The 20077-nt window shown below is 65.6% G+C and carries 17 protein-coding genes and 1 pseudogene; 12 read left to right on the top strand and 6 right to left on the bottom strand.

Annotation, left to right across the window (positions count from 1 at the left end):
• Positions 1–30: 30 nt before the first annotated feature.
• From N4264_RS21375 to N4264_RS21420, 10 genes are all read left to right on the top strand, one after another.
• Positions 31–621, top strand: a complete 591-nt coding sequence (locus N4264_RS21375; protein ID WP_261694245.1) for a hypothetical protein — start codon at positions 31–33, stop codon at positions 619–621.
• Entirely contained in the window at positions 618–1259 is a 642-nt protein-coding gene (gene nth / locus N4264_RS21380) for an endonuclease III (protein WP_261694246.1), read from the top strand. The genes N4264_RS21375 and nth overlap by 4 nt, the downstream gene beginning before the upstream one ends.
• 150 nt (positions 1260–1409) lie before the next feature.
• Positions 1410–2552 (top strand): OprO/OprP family phosphate-selective porin, encoded by a 1143-nt coding sequence (locus N4264_RS21385; protein ID WP_261694247.1) that lies wholly within the window; start codon positions 1410–1412, stop codon positions 2550–2552.
• A 427-nt stretch (positions 2553–2979) separates the two neighbouring features.
• Positions 2980–3477, top strand: a complete 498-nt coding sequence (locus N4264_RS21390; RefSeq protein WP_261694248.1) for an HvfA family oxazolone/thioamide-modified RiPP metallophore — start codon at positions 2980–2982, stop codon at positions 3475–3477.
• Positions 3478–3485: 8 nt separating this feature from the next.
• Positions 3486–4346 carry an HvfB family MNIO-type RiPP peptide maturase gene (locus N4264_RS21395; protein ID WP_261694249.1) on the top strand — a complete coding sequence of 287 codons (861 nt, stop codon included), beginning with the start codon at positions 3486–3488 and terminating at the stop codon, positions 4344–4346.
• Positions 4330–5103 carry an HvfC family RiPP maturation protein gene (locus N4264_RS21400; RefSeq protein ID WP_261694250.1) on the top strand — a complete coding sequence of 258 codons (774 nt, stop codon included), beginning with the start codon at positions 4330–4332 and terminating at the stop codon, positions 5101–5103. Before N4264_RS21395 ends, N4264_RS21400 begins: the two co-directional genes overlap by 17 nt.
• A 64-nt stretch (positions 5104–5167) precedes the next feature.
• Entirely contained in the window at positions 5168–5830 is a 663-nt protein-coding gene (locus tag N4264_RS21405; RefSeq protein WP_261694251.1) for an HvfX family Cu-binding RiPP maturation protein, read from the top strand.
• A 103-nt stretch (positions 5831–5933) separates the two neighbouring features.
• Entirely contained in the window at positions 5934–6587 is a 654-nt protein-coding gene (gene rnt, locus N4264_RS21410; protein ID WP_261694252.1) for a ribonuclease T, read from the top strand.
• A gap of 50 nt (positions 6588–6637) precedes the next feature.
• Complete coding sequence (locus tag N4264_RS21415) at positions 6638–6919, top strand: FmdB family zinc ribbon protein (protein WP_261694253.1); 282 nt, start codon at positions 6638–6640, stop codon at positions 6917–6919.
• A gap of 208 nt (positions 6920–7127) precedes the next feature.
• On the top strand, positions 7128–9512 hold the full coding sequence (locus N4264_RS21420; protein ID WP_261694254.1) for a VPS10 domain-containing protein: 2385 nt from the start codon (positions 7128–7130) through the stop codon (positions 9510–9512).
• Positions 9513–9568: 56 nt separating this feature from the next.
• Here the strand turns inward: N4264_RS21420 and N4264_RS21425 are convergent, their stop codons facing one another.
• The 5 genes and pseudogenes from N4264_RS21425 to N4264_RS21440 form a co-directional block, all read right to left on the bottom strand.
• Entirely contained in the window at positions 9569–10357 is a 789-nt protein-coding gene (locus tag N4264_RS21425; RefSeq protein WP_261694255.1) for a dienelactone hydrolase family protein, read from the bottom strand.
• 106 nt (positions 10358–10463) lie between these two features.
• A complete protein-coding gene (murD, locus tag N4264_RS21430; RefSeq protein WP_261694256.1) occupies positions 10464–11831 on the bottom strand; it encodes a UDP-N-acetylmuramoyl-L-alanine--D-glutamate ligase in 1368 nt (455 codons plus the stop codon).
• A complete protein-coding gene (locus tag N4264_RS25975; RefSeq protein WP_484600527.1) occupies positions 11818–12303 on the bottom strand; it encodes a MurL C-terminal domain-containing protein in 486 nt (161 codons plus the stop codon). Before N4264_RS25975 ends, murD begins: the two co-directional genes overlap by 14 nt.
• A 69-nt stretch (positions 12304–12372) precedes the next feature.
• Positions 12373–13154 (bottom strand): annotated as a pseudogene (locus tag N4264_RS25710) (MurL-like N-terminal domain-containing); the annotation flags it as partial.
• A 2-nt stretch (positions 13155–13156) separates the two neighbouring features.
• Positions 13157–15757 (bottom strand): bifunctional aspartate kinase/diaminopimelate decarboxylase, encoded by a 2601-nt coding sequence (locus tag N4264_RS21440; RefSeq protein WP_261694257.1) that lies wholly within the window; start codon positions 15755–15757, stop codon positions 13157–13159.
• A gap of 194 nt (positions 15758–15951) precedes the next feature.
• Between N4264_RS21440 and N4264_RS21445 the strand changes: the two genes are divergently transcribed.
• Positions 15952–16848, top strand: coding sequence for a PhzF family protein (locus tag N4264_RS21445; protein WP_261694258.1), 897 nt, complete (start codon positions 15952–15954; stop codon positions 16846–16848).
• Between the two features lie 2 nt (positions 16849–16850).
• Here N4264_RS21445 and N4264_RS21450 read toward each other — a convergent pair whose 3' ends face one another.
• The gene (locus N4264_RS21450) at positions 16851–18581 is read right to left on the bottom strand and encodes an amidohydrolase (protein ID WP_261694259.1); all 1731 of its coding nucleotides are present in this window, start codon (positions 18579–18581) and stop codon (positions 16851–16853) included.
• 133 nt (positions 18582–18714) lie between these two features.
• On the opposite strand from N4264_RS21450, the gene N4264_RS21455 reads away from it, so the two are divergent.
• Positions 18715–20049 carry an APC family permease gene (locus N4264_RS21455; RefSeq protein ID WP_261694260.1) on the top strand — a complete coding sequence of 445 codons (1335 nt, stop codon included), beginning with the start codon at positions 18715–18717 and terminating at the stop codon, positions 20047–20049.
• Positions 20050–20077: the final 28 nt, after the last annotated feature.

Consider the following 20077-nt stretch of genomic DNA (forward strand, 5'->3'; position numbering starts at 1 on the left):
CCGCGCGAACGACCGCCGTAAAATCCGCTCATGACCCCGCCACCAACTCCGATCGCCCTGCTGCCTGGCCTGTGCCCGGTACTGTGGGCCGCCACCGATACACGCAGCGCCCTGCTGCTGGCGGCGGCTGCCGTTGCGATACACGTCGCGACGCGTGTTTTCCTGGGGATTTTCGCGCCACCGGGCAACGGTTCCGACCGATGGCTGCTTGCCGCGGCAGTCGTGACCAGTACGGGCATCACGGCCTTCGCGCTGTCGGCGATCGCCCCGGCGTTTTCGGGCGATACCGCCGTCGGCGCGACATTGATCGTCGCGAATGCCGCCTGGCTCCAGTCGCTCAGCCATCAGGCTGTCAACCACGATTGGCATTCTCCCTTTTTCCTGGCAACCATCGTGATCGCCACAGGGCTCTTGCGCGAGTTGCTCGCTGACGGCACCGTGCTGGCCAATGCCAGCGACCTGTTCACGGCCGCGCCGGCCATTCATGGCAGCAATGGCATTGCACTCTTTCATCATCCCGCCGGCGTACTGGCCGGCCTCGCCGTGGCGATCGCGGTAGGTCGCACGGCTCGTGCGCGGCTGCGCCGGGACTCCACGCCGGATACTTCCCGAAACGCATGAACGCCACCAAACGTGCTGAGATCTTCCGCCGGCTGCGCGAGATCAATCCGAACCCGACGACCGAGCTGGAGTACACCACGCCCTTCGAACTGCTGGTGGCGGTGACGCTGTCGGCGCAGGCCACGGATATCGGCGTGAACAAAGCCACACGTAAACTCTTCCCGGTTGCCAATACGCCGCAGGCGATCCTGGCGCTGGGTGAGGACGGGCTCAAGCGCTATATCTCCACGATCGGGCTGTACAACGCCAAGGCGAAGAACGTCATGGCGGCCTGCCGGATCCTCGTCGATCGCTACGACGGTGAAGTACCGACTACGCGTGAGGCGCTGGAGGCGCTGCCCGGCGTGGGCCGGAAGACAGCCAACGTCGTACTCAACACCGCCTTCGGCCAACCCACCATCGCGGTGGATACGCATATCTTCCGCGTCTCCAATCGCACGGGCCTGGCGCCGGGCAAAACGGTGCGCGCCGTGGAGGACAAACTGGAAAAAACCATTCCGGCAGAATTCAAGCAGGATGCACATCACTGGCTGATCCTGCACGGGCGGTACGTCTGCAAGGCGCGCAAGCCGGACTGTCCCTCCTGCGTGATCCGCGACCTGTGCCAATACCGCCAGAAAACCCCCGCTGCGGATTGAAAACGCCCGGTGCCCCGGCCGGAATGGTCATATGATCAGGCGCCGCCGCCATGTCCGCCCGTGCCATCCCGGTGTTTTAATGCCTTCGACGCCAGCGCCCCACCGGCCTGGCCTTCCCGATTTTCTTTAGTCTTGAGAGTGAGTCACCGCATGAAGAAGGCGCTTTCCCTGGCCATCGCGCTCATCGTCGCCGCACCGGCCCAGGCCTATGATTTCCTCAACGAATGGCCGACCAAGGTAAAAACCGGATCCGGCGTGGAATACGGCGTCAAAGGCCTCTACCAACTCGATATCAACCGGTTTTCCGACGACACGCTGCCCAACGGCTCGGCGCGCTTCCAGGACCACGATCGCTGGCGTCGCAAAGAGTTCTACCTGTACGCCAAGCTCAATGGAAAATGGGAGGTTGCCGCGGGCTACGATTTCGCCAATCACGTCTGGGTCGACGCCTACGCCCGTCTGTTCACCCCGAACGCCGGTGATTTCCGCCTGGGCCAGTTCAAGCACGCTGTCGGCTTCGAGGAAGGTGCGATCGGATCGGGCGCCACGACCTTTATCGAACGTTCGCTGCCCATCCAGGCCCTCAACCCGGGGCGTCGCATCGGCCTTGACTGGACCTACGAGAAAATACCGGGCTGGCTGCTCAACGCCGGCGTGCTTTCGGGCGGCGATCTCAACGGTGACAACGATGGTACAGGCTGGGTCGGCCGCGCCGTATTCAACCCGGTCAAGAGCGAGAACCGCGTGGTGCACCTGGGCATCTCGGGCTCGATCGAAGAACGCGACGACGAAATCGCCCGCGTCCGCGCCCGGCCCGAAGCCAACCTGACACCGGTCCGGCTGGTGGACACGGGCAGTCTCGCCGGTGCCGACCAGATCAAGCGCGTCGGGCTGGAAGCCGCCTGGGCCCAGGGACCGGTTTCACTCCAGGCCGAATACCTTACCTATGACGCCTCGCGCCGTACCGCGCGCGACTTCACCGCCGACGGTGCCTACGTTTACGCCAGCTGGGTGGTCACCGGTGAGAGCCGTCCGTACAAAAGTGGCGCTTTCAACAACGTCAAGCCCAAGCGCGACTGGGGCGCGGTGGAACTGGGCCTGCGCTACTCCACGCTCGACCTCAACGACGGCCTCGTCGAAGGCGGCAAGCAGCACGACTGGACCCTGGGCGTGAACTACTACCTGGGACAACACATCAAGTTGCAGGCCAATTACATCCGCGCCTTCAGCGACCGGCGCGGCCTGGCCCTGGATCCGACCATCACCGAACTGCGCGCCCAGGTCAGCTTCTGAGGATGCCCGCGGCGCGATCCAGCGGTCGCGCCGCTACTGCCCGGGTTTTCACCCTGCTCGATCACTTCTCACTACACCTGCCGCAGCGAAGCTCCCACCGCTGCACAACCGGTTGTCGCACTCGCCGCACTCATCGCCGGGCTCCTGCCACCGGTGAGCGGCCTTCGCTTTTCTTTAACAAATTCCCCCGCTGAAAGATTCTTCCGCATCGTCCGGTCTGGTGACGCGTCGAACGCATTGCATTGCAACATCGCATCCGCTTGTTACTGCCATGCGTAAGGCTTACCGTTCACGCGCCGAAGCGTGCGGAGGGGGAAGTATCCGGCGAAACACGGCCGTCTCTCCTTGCGTAACGGAGCGTTCCTGCTGCTGTCGCAGCTGTAACCCTTGCGGGCCCGGGCCCGCCAACTCCATGGAGAAACTTGCAATGTCCACCAAGATCGTGAAACCCCTGACGCTCGCCCTTGGTACTGCTTTCATCGGCACGATGTCGCTGACCCAGCTGGCTCAGGCCGACACGGCGTTCCAGCTGCACCAGCTTTCGGCGGGCTACATGGCTACCGCCGCCGAGGGCAAGTGCGGCGAAGGCAAGTGCGGCATGGCCAAGATGGATGACGACAAGAACGGAAGCGTTTCGAAGGCGGAATTCGAGAAGCACGGCCAGAAGAAGTTCGAAGACATCGACACCGACAAGAACGGTTCGATCAGCCAGGCTGAAATGGACGCTCACAAGAAGGCGCACGAAGGCAAGTGCGGCGAAGGCAAGTGCGGCGGCGACAAGAAGGGCGCCGAGGCCAAGTGCGGCGCCGACAAGAAGGGTGCGGAAGCCAAGTGCGGCGCGGACAAGAAGGGTGCCGAAGCCAAGTGTGGCGGCGACAAGAAGGGCGCAGAAGCCAAGTGCGGCGCCGAGAAGAAGGACCACTGAGGTAATCCATGAGCCCGCGCAATGTTCCCCATGGCGCGGGTCTCGGCTTTCGGCGGGCCCTTCTGGGCCCGCTTGCCGACGCCCCCGACGCGCCCATCGATTTCTTCGAGATCGCCCCGGAAAACTGGATCAATGTCGGCGGGCACCTGGGCCGCCAGCTGCGCCAGTACACCGAGCGGTATCCGTTCGTCTGCCACGGGCTTTCGCTCTCGCTCGGCGGGCCGGAACCGCTGGATGAAACCCTGCTACACAAGATCCGTCGCCTGCTCGACGACCATGGTGTCGCCATCTACAGCGAACATCTGTCCTACTGCTCCGACGACGGCCACCTGTATGACCTGATGCCGATCCCCTTCACGCGCGAAGCGGTGGACTGGGTCGCCGCACGCGTGCGTCGTGCACAGGACATCCTCGGCCGTCGCATCGCGATCGAGAACGTCTCGTACTACGCCGCGCCAGGCCGCGAAATGGACGAGGTGGATTTCGTCCGCGAAGTGCTGGAAGCGGCCGACTGCCTGCTGCTTCTGGACGTGAACAACATCCATGTCAACAGCGTCAATCATGGCTACGACGCCAACGCCTTTCTTGATGCCATGCCCGGCGATCGCATCGCCTATTACCACATCGCCGGTCACTACGACGAGGAACCCGGCCTGAAGGTCGATACCCACGGCAGCGACGTGATCGCGCCGGTGTGGCAGCTGCTGGAGCGTGCCTATCAGCGCTTCGGAGTTCGGCCGACCTTGCTCGAGCGCGACTTCAACATTCCACCGCTGGCAGACCTGGTCACCGAACTGGACCAGATTCGTCGGCTCCAATCCCCCTACGCGTCGCCGCGCGAAGTGATCCGCCATGCCGCCAGTCGCTGAAGCCGGCTACCTGCGCGCACTGCAGTTCCAGTTCGCCCGCGCAATCCGCGAACCGGAGTCCGCGCCGCTCCCGCCAGACGTACCGGCGCGCCGGATGGCGGTCTACCAGGAACTGTTTTTCAACAATGTGGACAGTTTGCTTTCGGCGAATTTCCCCGTCATCCGGACCTTGCATGACGATGCCGCGTGGAAATCGCTGGTGCGCTCGTTCCTGGCGACGCATCGCTGCCAGATTCCGCTTTTTCCCGAGTTCGGGCGCGAGTTCCTGAAGTACCTGGAAGATCGCCAGGCTGCGGGGAGCAATGACCCGCCCTTCCTGCTGGAACTGGCGCACTACGAATGGGCGGAGCTGGCCCTCTCCATCGACGAACACGCGATCGACGCGGTACCGCACGATGCCGGCGGTGACGTCACTCGCGGCATTCCCGTTGTCTCGCCGCTGGCATGGCTGCTGGCCTACCGTTTTCCGGTCCATCGGATCCGCCCGGAATTCCAGCCCGACGCCGCCCCCGCAGAGCCCACGCTGCTGCTCCTGATCCGTGGCCGTGACGACCGGGTCAGCTTCCTGGAAATCAACGCGATCACGGCTGCCCTGTTCGAGCGCCTGCAAGAAAACGCCCGCTGCACCGGTCTTGAAGTGCTCGACACGCTGCTGCACGAAGTGGCGCCCGGCGCGGCTGACGCATTGCGCCAGGGCGGAATCCAGATCCTGCACGATCTGGCCGCACGCCACGCCCTGCTCGGCACGCACTGCTGAGCCGGTGCGTGCGGTGCCGCCGCAGCACCCGCTCACAAAACCACAGATAAACAAGGGGAATGCCATGGCACTCTTTCCGGCGGCCATGATGGATGCCTGGGAATCGGTCAACAGCCGTCTGCGCGCGGCCGGCGAAGTCATACCGCGCCTGGTCATGCGGATCGTGATGGGCTGGGAATTCTTCGAGTCCGGCCTCGAGAAGTACAACGGCGAGAACTGGTTTGCCGACATCCAGGGGAAATTCCCGTTTCCCTTCAACGTGGTTCCGGCAGATCTGTCCTGGACCATGGCAACGTGGTTCGAACTGATCGGCGGTATCATGCTGTGGATCGGCCTGGGTACGCGTTTCTTCGCCTTCTCCCTGCTGTTCCTGACCTTCGTCGCGACGGCCGCCGTCCACTGGCCCGACATGTGGACGATGTGGAGCGACCTGTTGAACGGCTACGCCATCACGAACAAGGGCCAGGGCAACTTCAAGCTGCCGCTCCTGTTCGTTGTCATGCTGCTGCCCTTGATCTTCAACGGCCCGGGCAAGCTCAGCCTGGATCACCTCATCGCGCGCCTTGCCGGCGCGTCGACCCAGCCCGCACCGGTCAGCGACGCGTGGACCTGGTCCCTGACCGCGGCCATCCTCGGCCTTCCGTTCCTGATGCTGATTCCGTCCGTCGGATTTGTCCTGCTGGGCATCGCACTGACGCTGGCCGCAGCGCGGTTCCTGCGCCTGTGACGCGGCGACCGGCCGCCAGCACCGGCGAGCGGCGCCGGGCCGGAGGCCGATCGCGCTTTTTGCAATGCTTTGGCCGTCGCGGCGCATCCGGTATGCTGCCGCCATGTCCGATCCCGCACACCCCAGCCCCAACTACGCGCAACGATTCCGTGGCTTCCTGCCCGTCGTCGTCGATGTCGAAACCGGCGGTTTCGACTGTGAACGCGATGCCTTGCTCGAGATCGCCGCCGTGGTCATCCGGATGGATGCCGACGGCTGGCTGCATCCGGAACCCGTCGTATCCACGCATGTCGTGCCTTTCCCCGGTGCCAACATCGATCCGCGTGCGCTGGAAATCACCGGCATCGATCCCACGCACCCGTTCCGCGCCGCCCTCGATGAGAAGGAAGCGCTTGACCACATCTTCCGTCCGATACGCAGGGCGATGCGCGACGCCGATTGCCAGCGCGCCATCCTGGTGGGACACAATGCCTCGTTCGACCTCAACTTTCTGAACGCGGCGATCCGGCGTACCGGACACAAGCGCAGCCCATTCCATCTGTTCAGCTGCTTTGACACGGCCACCCTCGCGGGCCTGGCGTTCGGCCAGACAGTGCTGAGCAAGGCCGTCGTCGCCGCCGGTTTCGAATGGAATGCCAACGAAGCCCATTCGGCCGTGTATGACACCGAACAGACGGCGCGCCTCTTCTGCACGATCGTCAATCGCTGGAAGTCCATGGAAGACGCCTGGCGGGCCAGTACCAGCGCGGCGGCTTGAATTTTTCCCCGCCGCCCGCAGTCCTTCACCGCCACCGTCTTTGTCCGCCCATGCCGATCTACGAATACATCGCCGTCGCCGAAAGTTGCAGTCATTGCTGCGACGGATTTGACCAGCTGCAGAAGCTGTCCGATCCGCAACTGTCCCAATGCCCCCGCTGTGGCAAGGCGGTGCAGCGCAAGATCTCGGCACCCAGCGTCGCCATCGGCGGAACCCATCTCACCCGCGAAAGCCACATCGAAAAACACGGCTTCACGCAGTACCGGAAGGCCGGCGGCGGCGTCTACGAGAAAACCGCCGGCAAGGGGCCGGACTACATCAGCGGCGATTGACCGCGCCATCTTTGCAAGCCGACGACCGATCGGCATACGCCGCCAGACGGTCAACTTTGGTGCCGTATGGCCGAACTGCGGCGTGAAACGCAGTTAGCAGCGAGCCCGATCCGCTAGCCTCCGCAGCCGTGCGTCGGGCCACGCACGAGTCAGCTGTCTTTGCGCCCCGGCGCAGGCAACTCCTCTCAAGCCATCGGAAATTTTTTCAATGCGTCTGCGCCCGAGCCGACGCGTCTTCGACGCGTCTTTGATGTTTGCCGCCACGCTCCTCGTGGCACTCCCTGCCCTTGCGTCCGAACCCCTGGTTCCCGATTCGCCCCTCCTCCTGGACCGCGAGGAAGGCGAAGAGTGGGCCATCGAACGCCGTCGCGAATGGTTCCGCGAACGCCGCGGCCTGGACCGGATGTCCAACGCCGGCGCCCTGCGCGCCCAGGCCGTCGACGAGCAGCGCCTGATCATGGCCGAGCAGGAATCGGCTGCCGTTCCGCCGTTGCTGCGCGCCAACGTGACCGAAATCTGGACAGCGCTGGGCCCCGGCCCGTCGACCATGCTCGACTGGACCATGGGCAAAGTCTCCGGCCGCGTCACGACACTCGCGGTGCATCCGACCGACGAGAACCGCCTGTTCCTCGGCACGGCCGCGGGCGGACTGTGGAGAACCACCGACGGCGGCCAGAACTGGCAGTCGGTGTCGGACAACTTCGGCACCCAGAGCATTGGCAGCGTAATGATCGACCGGGCCAACCCCAACCGCGTGTGGGTCGGCACGGGCGATCCTGACGCCGGCGGCTGCTCCGATTACTTCGGCCTGGGCCTGTTTCTCAGTGAAAACGCCGGCAGCAGTTTCGCGCCACGCAACGGCAGCGGCGCGAGCACCCTGCAGCTGTCGTTCATCGCCTCGCTCGCGCGCCATCCGACCGACGGCAACCTGCTGCTGGCCGGTGGCCGCGGCCTGTGCAACGCCGACGGCAGCCAGGGCGCAGGCGGCGTCTTCCGCAGTACCGACGGCGGCCAGACCTGGAACCGCGTCCTGACCGGCAATGACGTGCAGGACATCGCCTTCGATACCACCGGCAACGGCAACACCGTATACGCAGCGGTGAACGACGACGGTATCTACAAATCCACCGATGGCGGCGCGACCTGGACACGCCGCAGCAGCGGACTGCCGGGCGGCGACGAAGCGGGCGTGGTGCGCCTGTCGCTGATGGATAGTTCTCCCTGGATCATGTACGCACTGGCTGGTGTGGCTGGCGGCAACGGCGCGGTCGGCCTGTATCGCTCGTCGAACGCGGCCGACAGCTGGACCCTGCTCAACGACGATGTCTGCGAAGGCCAGTGCTGGTACAACCTCGACGTCGATGCCCATCCGGCAGACTGGACGCGCGCGCTGATCGGCAGCATCCGCGCCGCCGAGACGAAAAACAGCGGCAGCACGGTGACGATGCTGACCAACTCCTGGGGCGGTTCGCAGCAGGTCCACCAGGACACCCACGTCGTCCTCTACTCGCGCCAGCAGCCCGACCGCTTCTGGATCGGTAGCGACGGCGGGCTGTGGCGCACGGACAACGGCGGCGCCAGTTTCGTGAACCTGAACAACGGGCTGCAGGCCACCCAGTTCTACGATATCGCCATCGAACCGCGCAATCCGAACCGGGTCTACGGCGGCGCCCAGGACAACTCTTCCCAGGTGCGCAAGAACAGCAACGAATGGAATGTCACTTCGGTGACCGGCGACGGTTTCACCAACGTGGTGGATCCGGGCAATCCGAACATCGTGTTCCAGACCAGCTATCCGAGCAACGGCGGACCGACGGTGCTACGCTCCTCGCAGCGCGGTGAGCCCGGCACGAATGCCTGGCTGCCCAAGACGGGGTTCGGCTCGGGCGAGAACAATCCCTGGGTGACGCCGATGGCGATCACGCGCGGAACGGTCTTCCTCGGCAGCAACTACCTGTATCGCGCCGACACCGCGCAGTCGAGCGGTTCGTTCACCTGGACCAAGATCTCCGGCGATCTCACAGGCGACGGCTGGTCGGCCATCAGCAGCATCGCCCTGTCCGCCGCCAACCGCAGCGGCGTGGTCGCTGGCATGGTCGGTACGGCCAATGGCCGCCTGTTCCGCAGCAGCGACGTCCTGCGCGCAAGCCCCAGCTGGTCGGAAGTGAGCGCGAACTATCCCGGGCAGGCCGTAAATGACCTGGAGATCGATCCGACCAATGACCAGCGCGCCTACGTGGTCAGCAGCAACTTCACTGGCACGAAGCTCTACCGCACCGAAAATGCCGGCGGCAGCTGGCAGGCCATCGGTACGGGGCTGCCCGGCGTACCGGCCAATTCCGTGGCGATCGATCCGATCAAGCCGTCGCGTATTTTCGTGGGTACGGATATCGGCGTTTACCAGAGCAATGACAGCGGCGCGAATTTCACGCCGTTCAACAGCGGGCTGCCGACCGGCATGGTGATTCTCGACCTGGAGATCTCACGGCAGCCGCACGTGCTGGTCGCCGGCACCTACTCCCGCGGTGCCTGGCGCACGCCCCTGTCTGACGACGTGATCTTCGCCAACGACCTGGAAATCGTGCTGCCCTGATGGGCGAAGCCCCCTCGCATCGAGGGGGCCTTCATCTGCGGCGGCGTATCGCGGAATTACTTCGCGAACGCCTCGCTGAAGTGCTGACGCATCAGCGCGTAGCTGCGATTGGCGGCGCGCTCGTTGTACAGGCAACCGGGCACCTCGCCCTTCGCATCGGCCTCGGCGAAACAGTGCACCGCGCCGCCGAAATTGACGAACTGCCAGTCGGCACCACCGTCCCTCATTTCCTTCTCGAACGCTGCGATCTGTTCGGCCGGGACGTACGTATCGTCGGCACCGTTCATCGCCAGTACCTTGGCCTTGATGTTCTTGGCCATGGTCGCGTCGTCCGTGGCCAGGTTCCCGTGGAAAGACACCACCGCGGCGACGTCGGCGCCGCTGCGTGCGAGGTCCAGCACGGTCGCACCGCCGAAACAGAACCCGATCGCGCCGAAGTGAGTGCCATCCAGCGGCGCTTTCTCCGCGTTGTTCTTGAGCGTGGCGAGCGCGGCGTTGATCCGCTTGCGCAGCACGCTGCGGTCGCTGTACATGGACTTGGACGCCTTGCCCGCTTCTTCCGGATTCTTCGGCCGCAGGTCGGCGCCGTATACGTCGGCGATAAGGATCACGTAGTCCTTGCCGGCGATACGCTTGGCTTTTTCCACTTGTCCATCATTGACACCCATCCAGTTGGGCGCCATCACGATGCCAGGACGCTTCGCGCCCGCATCATCGTAGACCAGCACGCTGGCCATTTTCTTGCCGTCGACAGCGTATTCGACTGTTTTGGTCACCATCGCTGCCCAAGTGCCGCCGGATGCCATCATGCTGACCAGCGCCATGCCCAGGATTGCCTGTCTCATCGCGATTCTCCGTGGTGGAAGAAGCCGGAACTGCCGGAGCGGGATGATAGGACATGCAGCGTGCAGCCGGCATCACGCTTCCGCCGGCAGCCGGCGGGACGTTCGCTCAGGCGACGCCAATCCCTTCGATGCTGGCGATAGCCTGCGGGTCGAAGCCGGCCAGCTGGGCGAAGGCACGGCCGCGATCGGCGTAATCCTGGAACTGGTCGAAACTCGGCGCCCCCGGGGACAGCAGGATCACCCCGCCCGCTGGCGTCAGCTGGCGGGCCAGCGCAACAGCGTCAGCAAGACCCGTACGGCGCTCCAGCTGGTACTGCGGCGACGCTTCTGCCAGGAGGGCAGCGATGCGCTGCCCGTTGGCACCCAGGGCAACCACCGCGTGCGGCGGATGCTCACTGACATGTCGCCGGAATTCGCTCCAGTCGACCCCTCGGTCATGTCCGCCCACAAGCACCGTGACGGCCCTGCCGCCCAGGCTGCGCAGCGCCTCGATCGTCGCGTGCGGCGTCGTGGAGATGCTGTCGTTGATCCAGGTGACGCCATCGAGTTCGCCCAGCTGCTGCAATCGATGGGGTAGCGGCTGGAAACTCGCGGCATGGGGCAGCGCCATGTAAGGATTCAGGCCGAAGGCCTCGATGGCAGTCAGCGCGGCGCAGAGGTTGAGCGCATTGTGCTCGCCCGGCAAACGCAGCTGGCGGATATCCAGGGCCTGCTGGCTGCCACGCCAGATCCAGCCGTCGGCGACGTGCCAGCCATCCACCGTACCGAAAAGGCGGCGCGCGGGATGGGTGGTTGTCCGGTCGAGCAGCTCCGGCTGCATACCGTTGGCCACCAGTGTGCGGGCGACGCCCGCGAGCACGAGCTTGTCCGCGACATAGCGTTCGCGGGTGCCGTGCCAGTCCAGGTGTTCTTCGAAGATGTTGTTGATCAGCCCCACATCGACCGGCGCGGCCTCGCCAGTCTGGAAGCTGGACAATTCGATCACCCAGCCGTCGATCGCCAGGTCCGTGTCCAGCAATTCCAGCAACGGCAGGCCGATGTTGCCGGCCAATGCCACGCGCATTCCGCTGTGGCGCAGCAGATGGGCCACGAGCGCGCTGGTGGTGCTCTTGCCCTTGGTGCCCGTCACCGCGATGACGCGCGCGTCCGGGTTCTCGGCGAACCACAGGGCCGTGCCCGAGGTGAAGCGGACCCCCGCCGCGCGGGCATCGACCACGGCCGGCAGATACGCGCTGATGCCGGGCGACTTGACCACGACGTCAAAGGTCCACAGCAGGCCACCGTAGGGTTCGGTGGTTTCGTAGTCGACACCGTCGCCCAGGAACGGGCGTGCCTGCTCAGCCTCGTGCGGACTGCACAGCAAGGTGACGCGCTGCTCGGGCAGGCGACGGCGGATCGCCGCCAGTGCGGCCCGGCCCTCGCGGCCATAGCCCCACACGGCGACCCGCTTGCCGGCCAGGTCAGCCAAACGCATCGATGATTCCCGCAAGGCGCGGCGGAAGGCCATGCTCGGCGGACGGCGCCAGCAAGCTGGCCAGATCCGCATCCAACGGACCGATCTGCGGCAGCACCACGTCCACGAACCGTGCAACCAGGGCGTCCTCGCGCCATTCCGGCCGCTGGCTGAGCGCCAGCATCGCCGCACGGGACTCGCGCCCCTCGCCAACGCATTCGAATGGCTTGTGCGCGGCAAATTCCATCAGCGCGTCAAAACCGGGCGCCTGGCTTTCATCATCGAGCAGGTTGCGGCCGAAGATCGACAGCAACCGTGGCTTGGGTACAAACGGCGCCAGCGCCAGGAACACAAAATGGCATTTTGGGCATTGGCCACACCACCGGTCCGCCGGCCGCGGCCCGAGTATGCGGAAATTGCGGTTGCAGCTGGAGAACACATCGTCATAGCGCGAATGCTGCGCGAACAGGCGCGTCACCGCCAGTTCCGACACGGGGCGCAGCAGCGAGGTGTAGTTCAGGTCCGCGGCGACATGGGTGCGCAGCCAGGCCGCCAGGCGCTGCTCGAACTCCCAGCCCTTGCTCCACTGGTGATTGACCGGCTGCCCGTCGTACTCGAGCGTGGCGCTGGAGGCCGAGCGTTCGTTGGAAAACACGATCGAGTCGAAGTCATACAGCACCGCCGCGACGGCCAGGATGGCGGAATTGATCGCCGTCACCGGGATATGTCCGTTGTAGGCGCCGAGTTTGTTGTATTCGAAGAGCTCCGGCGCCAGCTGTCGCTCGATATTGCGCGTAGGAAGCCCGGTACGCGCCGCGCAGGCGGCGATCAGTGGCGAATTGCCGACCCACACGGCCGTGGCGTCCTCGCCATGGCGCTTGAGCAGTTCCACGCTGACCAGGGAATCCTTGCCGCCGCCGATCGGCACGAGGCTGCGGCGTCCCAGGCCGAGGGTCTCGGGGGCGCGGCCGGTGCAGCCGCGTGCGGAAAGCGGATGCGCGCGGATAGATCCAACCGGTTCTGGTACGCAAATTCGCCCAGGCCGTGGCGATAGAGCGCATCGAGAAATTCCGCCGTCACCGCATCCAGCGGACCGTTCTCCACCGCGATCTGCGCCGGCACGCCTGCCTTGTAGTAGCTCACGCCCGCGACCCAGTGCAGCAGGCGCAGGGCCGCATCCAGCGCCGGCCGGCGCGCGTTCGCCACGGTCGGCGCGCCGGGAAAGCGGATGCGCTCGATGAGTTCGACGTCCTGGTCGTAGGCGTAGACAAGCTCAGCCGTATCGCCGGCGAGCGTGCAGCGTACGAAACGGAAGGCGGTAGCCTGTCGAGGGTCCTTCAACACGCTCAAATCACGATCTCCTGCGCCGGGGCGCGCAGATTGTAGTGCGAAGCCATGGTGGCGCCGTAGGCACCGCCCTGGGCGATCAGGATCACATCACCTTCCTCGCAGGCGGGCAGCTTGCGATTGGCGCCCAGGACGTCGCCCGATTCGCAGATCGGCCCGACCACCTGGTAGAGCGTATCGGCGGGCTGCTCCAGGCGGGTCAGGTTCACGATCTCGTGCCAGGCGTCGTACAGCGCGGGGCGGATCAGGGAATTCATGCCGGCGGTCAGGCCGACGTAGCGGTAGTCGCCCTTGCGCTTGGTCTGCGACACCTGCGTCAGCAGCACGCCGGCTTCCGCGACCAGGTAGCGCCCCGGCTCCATCCACAACTGGAACTGTGGATAGGCGGCCTTGATTTCCGCCAGCGCCGCATCCAGGGCCGCCAGGTCCATCGGCGCCTCGTCCGGCCGCGCGGGCACGCCAAGCCCGCCGCCGATATTGATCGCCTCGATGCGCGTGAATCGCTGCGCCAGGGCAGCCAGCTGGCCGTACACCTCATGCCAGTGCCCCGCATCGAGGATGCCCGATCCCAGGTGCGCATGAAGCCCGACCACGTGGACGTCGTGCTGGCGCGCGAGCGTGCGGAAGGTCTCGATCTCGTCCATGGCCAGGCCGAACTTCGAACCGGCGCCGCCGGTACGCACCTTGTCGTGGTGGCCGCGCCCCACGCCCAGGTCGACACGCAGGATGATGTCGCGGCCGCGGAATGCCTCGCCCCAATGGGCCAGCGGGTGCAGGTTGTCCAGCGTGACCCGCGCGCCCATCTGCAGCGCCGCCTCGTACTCGGCGCGCGGCGCAAAATTCGGCGTGAACAGGAGACGACCGCCCTTGACCAGACGCGAGGCGGCGCCCAGTTCCTCCAGCGACACGCACTCAAGGCCGAAGCCTTCTTCACTGATCGCCTGCAGCACATCCGGATGGCTGTTCGCCTTCAGGGCGTAGAACCAACGGTCGGGTGCCGACAGCGCGCGCAGACGCCGGGCACGCTCACGCACGGTCGACAGGTCGTACACATAGCTCGGCGCAGCCTGTTGCCGCGCCAGTTCGAGAAGGTCGGTGCGGCGCAACTGCCACCAGGGTGTTTCGCGAACATGGTGGCCGACGTAGATGTCGGTCCAGGCCGGCCCGAACACGCTCGGATCTTCAGCGCGCAGGGCATCGGCCTTGATCAGCGCGGCGTGCAGTGTCGGCACCAGGCCGTCGGCTGCCGCCTCGTCGATCACGATGGTCAGGTTCAGATTGTTCGACGACTGCGAGATCAGGTGTACCCGCACCATGTCGAACTCGGCCAGCACCCCTGCCAGGCGCGGCAACAAGGCCCGCATGCCGCGACCGACCATGGTGATCGCCGCACACGGCGCAATCACCTTGACCCGGCACACCTCCGCCAGATCAGCCGCCAAGGCCGACAGAACGTCCGAATTGACCAGGTTCTCCGACGGATCCAGCGACACCGTCACGTTGGTCTCGGCGGAGCTGATCAGGTCGATTGACAGGCCGTGGCGCTTGAAGCGCTCGAACACGTCGGCCAGGAAGCCGACCTGCTGCCACATGCCGATCGACTCCATCGATATCAGGGTGATGCCGCGACGTTCACTGATCGCCTTGACGCTGGGGGCCGCCGAGGAAGCGAGTGCGCCGATTTCGGTGCCCGGCAATTCCGGCCGGTTCGTGTCACGCACGGCGAGCGGCACATGCGCCTCGCGTACCGGATTGATGCAGCGCGGATGCAGGACCTTCGCGCCGGTCGTGGCGATTTCCTGGGCTTCCTCATAGTCCAGGTGCGACAGCAGGCGTGCCGCCGGAACGATGCGCGGATTGGCCGAGAACATGCCGGCCACGTCGGTCCATATCTCCACCTTTTCCGCTTTCAACAAAGCACCAAAATACGAAGCCGACGTATCCGAGCCACCACGCCCAAGGATGACCGTCTCGCCAGCCTCATTGCGGGCCATGAACCCCTGGCTGATGAGGACGTCGCCGTGGGCGGCGAGCGTGGCGGGCAACTGGGCACAGGGCGCCGTCGGGACAGATGCGGACAGATAGCGACCCCAGTCCGTCTGGTTCGGCAAGGCCTTGGCCAGGAGGTGTTCGCGCGCATCGAGCCAACGCGTGGCAAGTCCCTGGCTGGAAAGATAGGCCACGCCCAGCGTACTCGACAGCTGCTCGCCCAACGCCAGCACTTCCGCCTGCCAGGGCAGGTCACCCGTCTCGGCACGCGAATCGCGGCTGAGCGCGGTGAGCCGGTCGAGCCAGTACTGCATCGTCGAACGATCGGTGAGGCCCAGCTCAAGGAACATGGCTTCGTGGCGCGCGTGGATTTCGGCGCACACCGCCACGCGTTTGCTGACGTCGCCGCGCGATTCGGCGATCGATTTGAGTTTGTCTGTGATTCCCGAGAGCGCCGAGACGATGATCAGCACGCGTTTTCCGCGCGCATGCCAGTCGGCGGCGATGCGGCGGATGGTGTCCCAACGGGGACGCGTGGATACGCTGGTGCCGCCAAACTTGACGACAACCCAGCCGGCTTGCGCCAAAGGCGCCGGGGCAACGGGATTCACGGGACTCCTTGCTTGATCGATGGAATGGGCGCCGCTCCACCACGGAACATGGCACGGAACAGCGCCGACGCATTCTTTCTTGCGGTGCAGCAGAACGCAACGCCGGGGCTATGGCATGGCGGAATAAGGCCGCGGAGCGGGCTGGCCGCGCCGATCTCGCTCGTTCGGCATCGCCGCGCGTGGCCGGCTCGGGCATGATCACGCCTTTTGGACGCCAGGCCATGCGCGAGTTTCAGCAGATCGACGTTTTCACCCGTCACGCCGGCGACGGCAATCCGCTCGCGGTCGTACTGGATGCCCACGGGCTCGACGATGCCGCGATGCAACGCTTCGCTGCATGGACGAACCTTTCAGAGACCACGTTTCTGCTACCGCCGACGCAGCCGGGCGCTGATTACCGTGTCCGCATTTTCTCTCCGCGCACGGAAATGCCGTTTGCGGGACATCCCAGCGTCGGCACGGCCTGGGCCGCCTTGCACAGCGGCCGGATCACGCCGCGTGACGGCAGGCTGGTACAGGAATGCGGCGCGGGCTTGTTGCCACTGATAGTCGAAGGCGAAGCCGGCGCCTGGCGGATTCACGTGCGCGCGCCCCGCGCCGTGATCGCGGATCCGACCGCATCGGAATGGCACTGGCTGGCGGACGCGCTGGACCGTTCCCTTCTGGCCTCACCGGATGCGATCCGACGCATCGACAACGGCCCGGTCTGGTGGGTCGCGCACCTGCGCGCGGCCGACGAGGTCCGCCGCCTTTCGCCGCGCCTCCGGGAAATTGCACACATGTGCACAAAAACCGACGCCGCCGGACTGGCGGTGTTCGCACGGACAGACGCCGACGACACCGCCGTCGTCACGCGCGCATTCTGTCCGGCCGATGGCATCGATGAGGATCCGGTCACCGGCAGCGCCAATGCGGCGATCGGCGCCTGGCTGTACGCGCAGGGTCAGCTGGCAGGTACGCAGGGCTACCGTGCCAGCCAGGGCCGCGAAGTCGGGCGCGACGGCGTCGTTCACGTGCGGCCCGACGCAGCCGGCGATATCTGGATCGGCGGCGACTGCGTCGGTGTGATCAGCGGCCAGCTGCGCTGGTAGGCTCACTTTCTGGGTTTTCCGCGCGGCCCCAGGGTTCCCTCGGGCGTTCGCATCGACAGCGCGCCGAACTGCGGCTGGCCGTCCAGATAGGTGGCCACCACGCGGATATCTGCGATCTCCGACGGCGGCACGCGCAGAGGGTCCTTCGCCAGTACGGTAAAATCGGCACGCTTGCCCTTGGCGAAGAAGCCCTGGTCCGCTTCGGCAAATTGCGCATAGGCCGCCGATTGCGTGAAGGCCTCCAGCGCCTGGGCCGGCGTGAGCTTCTGGTCCGGCAGCCAGCCGCCGCCCGGCTTTCCATCCAGGTCCTGGCGTGTCACGGCCGCGTACAGGCCCAGCAGGGGACTGATTTTCTCCACCGGGAAATCCGAGCCGAAGGCGAGCTTCACCTTGGCCTCGCGGAAGCGCTGCCAGGCATAGGCACCTGCCAGGCGCCCCTTGCCCACGCGCGCTTCCGCCCAGGGCATGTCGCTGGTGGCGTGCGTGGGCTGCATCGAGGCGATCACGTTCAATGCCGCAAATTTCGGAATATCCGCGGTGTCGACAACCTGGGCGTGTTCGATGCGCCAGCGGTGATCCCCCTTGGCGTCCTCGCCGAGCACGTCGGCGTAGGTGTCCAGGACCAGTTGATTGCCGCGATCGCCAATGGCGTGGGTGGCGACCTGCACGCCACAGCGCTTTGCTTTCTCGACGGCCACCTTGAAAGCAGCAGGCTCGGTGACGAGCAATCCGCGATTGCCGGCGTCGTCGCTGTAGTCCGCCTTGAGGGCCGCGCCGCGGCTGCCGAGCGCGCCATCGATGTAAAGCTTCACGGCACGCATCGAAAGACGCCCTGCCCGATGGCTGTACAGCCCCTCCGTGCACAGCTGGTCCAGGGCAGGGCCGTTGCCTTCGGCCATGGCGTAGATGCGCAGCGTGATCTGGCCGGAGTCGGCCAGTTCCTTGAGCACTTCCATGTCTTCGCGACTCACGCCCGCATCGTGCACGCCGGTGATGCCCGCCGCGCTGAGCGCACCGAATGCGAGCAGATAGGCACGGCGCTTGAGCGCGGCATCCTGCGGCGGCAGGTGCGACTCGATCAGCCCCATCGCCGTATCCACGAACACACCGGTGGCCTTGCCGTCGCTGCGGATGATGCGGCCGCCGTCCGGTTGCCAGTCACCATCGAGGGACTTCCCGACGCGTTTCATCGCCGCCGAATTCGCCCAGGCCGCATGGCCGTCGACGCGATAGAGCAGCACGGGACGATCCGGGAACGCGGTGTCGAGATCGGCGGCCGTCGGAAATGCCTTGGTTTCCCAGTCGTTCTGGTCCCACCCGCGGCCAACCAGCCACGCTTCCGGCGGCAGCTTCGCCGCGTGGGCATTCAGCCGCTCCAGCACCTGCGCTTTCGACACCGTACCGCTCAGATCCGCATTGAGTAGCGACAACCCCAGGCCAAGCACGTGACCATGGGCATCGACCAGTCCGGGAACGACGGTAGCACCCTCGGCGTCGATGACCAGCGCATCCGGATGGGCCTTCGCCAGTTCGGAACGGCGACCAATGGCGATGATGCGGCCATCCCCGCTCCAGACCATCGCCTCCGCCGGCTTCTTCGCGCCCTCCACGCCGTGGATGGTTGCATTCACCAGCAAGGAATCGGCCAGGGAGGTTCCGACCGGAAGCAGACCCATACCAAGGAACAGGACACAGTGTCCTACCGCACAGCGCCAGCCAGCCAACCGGGACATCGGCTACTCCCTTGCGAAAAATGCGGCAACTGTGGCGGCATCACCGCGATCGCGCAAGCCTGTCGATAGAACCCCGCGTGCATTGCCAAATACGCCGCGGCCGGCCATTCTCGCCCGATCACGGAGGGGCACGATGAGCCAGGCACAGAACGTAGGCTATGCACGGCGTCTGGGGGTGCTCGACGCGACGATGGTCGTCGTCGGCGGCATCATTGGCAGCGGGATTTTTCTCAATCCCTCCATTGTGGCGCAGCGCACGCCCGGCAGCGGCACGACCCTGCTGGTCTGGGCCCTGGGCGGACTGTTCGCCCTGGCCGGCGCCTTCATCTACGCCGAACTGGGCGCGCGGCGTCCCCAGGCGGGTGGTGGCTATGTGTACCTGCGCGAAGCCTACAGCCCGCTGGTCGCCTTCCTGTTCGGCTGGATCATGCTGCTGGTGAACTACTCCGGATCCATCGCCGCGGTGGCGACCACATTTGCCGCATACGCCTGTCGCATGGCGGGCCTGGGCGCCGCATGGACCAAGCCCGTTGCCGTCAGCGCGATCGTGCTGCTGGCCGGCATCAACTATTTCGGCATCCGCGCCGGCGCGATCGTTCAGAACATCCTGACTCTGCTCAAGCTGCTGGCCGTGGCGGCGGTCGTGGCAGCCGGCCTGTTCTTTGCCGGCGGCGCGCCGCCGGAAGCCGTCATCGCACCGGCCGCGCCGATGAGCCTGGGCAGCGCCCTGCTACCGGTGCTTTTTGCCTACAGCGGCTGGTTCTACATCAACAACATCGCCGGCGAGATCCGCGAGCCGCAGCGCAACATCCCGCGGGCGCTGGTGTTCGGCATGATTGTGTGCACCGGTTGCTACCTGCTGGCGAACTACGCCTACCTGCATGTGCTCGGGCATGCGGGCCTGGCCGCGAGCACCGCGCCGGCTGCAGAACTGATGCGGCGCGCCTTCGGCCCAGGTGGCGAAACGGTCATCTCCGCGGGCATTGCCATTTCCACCTTTGGCTTCTGCAACATTGCCATTCTCGGCGGCGCGCGCGTGTTCCAGGTGATGGGGGCGGACGGCGTCTTCTTCCGCGCGGTCGCCCGGATCGAACCGCGTTACCGGTCGCCCGACGTGGCGCTGTTCATCCTGGCCGGCTGGGCGGCCGTGCTCGCCTACGTCGGCGGCTATGGCCAGTTGCTCGACTTTTCCACCGTCGGCGACTGGATCGGCAGCGCCATGGTGGCAGCCGCCCTGTTCTACTACCGCCGGCACGAAGGGTCCGAACCGGTGTTCCGGTCCCCTCTCTATCCGTTCCTGCCGCTGTTCTTCATCGGTGCGGTGGCTTTCGTGGTGATCTCCAGCGCCATCGCCAAGCCCTGGGAAACCTTGGTCGGCCTGGGCCTGATCGCGGCCGGCGTACCGGTCTATTTTGCCTGGCAACGCTTCGGCAACCGCGACGGGGCCACCCCGGGCAGCACCGGCTAGCCCATCTGGCGCCCCTGCTGCGACAATC

Source organism: Tahibacter amnicola, assembly GCF_025398735.1.
GTDB lineage: Bacteria > Pseudomonadota > Gammaproteobacteria > Xanthomonadales > Rhodanobacteraceae > Tahibacter > Tahibacter amnicola.

What these genes read in the sequence shown, in the direction of transcription:
- N4264_RS21375 (WP_261694245.1), top strand. Translation starts at nt 31, where the DNA reads ATGACCCCGCCACCAACTCCGATCGCCCTGCTGCCTGGCCTGTGCCCG.
- nth (WP_261694246.1), top strand. Translation starts at nt 618, where the DNA reads ATGAACGCCACCAAACGTGCTGAGATCTTCCGCCGGCTGCGCGAGATC.
- N4264_RS21385 (WP_261694247.1), top strand. Translation starts at nt 1,410, where the DNA reads ATGAAGAAGGCGCTTTCCCTGGCCATCGCGCTCATCGTCGCCGCACCG.
- N4264_RS21390 (WP_261694248.1), top strand. Translation starts at nt 2,980, where the DNA reads ATGTCCACCAAGATCGTGAAACCCCTGACGCTCGCCCTTGGTACTGCT.
- N4264_RS21395 (WP_261694249.1), top strand. Translation starts at nt 3,486, where the DNA reads ATGAGCCCGCGCAATGTTCCCCATGGCGCGGGTCTCGGCTTTCGGCGG.
- N4264_RS21400 (WP_261694250.1), top strand. Translation starts at nt 4,330, where the DNA reads ATGCCGCCAGTCGCTGAAGCCGGCTACCTGCGCGCACTGCAGTTCCAG.
- N4264_RS21405 (WP_261694251.1), top strand. Translation starts at nt 5,168, where the DNA reads ATGGCACTCTTTCCGGCGGCCATGATGGATGCCTGGGAATCGGTCAAC.
- rnt (WP_261694252.1), top strand. Translation starts at nt 5,934, where the DNA reads ATGTCCGATCCCGCACACCCCAGCCCCAACTACGCGCAACGATTCCGT.
- N4264_RS21415 (WP_261694253.1), top strand. Translation starts at nt 6,638, where the DNA reads ATGCCGATCTACGAATACATCGCCGTCGCCGAAAGTTGCAGTCATTGC.
- N4264_RS21420 (WP_261694254.1), top strand. Translation starts at nt 7,128, where the DNA reads ATGCGTCTGCGCCCGAGCCGACGCGTCTTCGACGCGTCTTTGATGTTT.
- N4264_RS21425 (WP_261694255.1), bottom strand. Translation starts at nt 10,357, where the DNA reads ATGAGACAGGCAATCCTGGGCATGGCGCTGGTCAGCATGATGGCATCC.
- murD (WP_261694256.1), bottom strand. Translation starts at nt 11,831, where the DNA reads ATGCGTTTGGCTGACCTGGCCGGCAAGCGGGTCGCCGTGTGGGGCTAT.
- N4264_RS21445 (WP_261694258.1), top strand. Translation starts at nt 15,952, where the DNA reads ATGATCACGCCTTTTGGACGCCAGGCCATGCGCGAGTTTCAGCAGATC.
- N4264_RS21450 (WP_261694259.1), bottom strand. Translation starts at nt 18,581, where the DNA reads ATGTCCCGGTTGGCTGGCTGGCGCTGTGCGGTAGGACACTGTGTCCTG.
- N4264_RS21455 (WP_261694260.1), top strand. Translation starts at nt 18,715, where the DNA reads ATGAGCCAGGCACAGAACGTAGGCTATGCACGGCGTCTGGGGGTGCTC.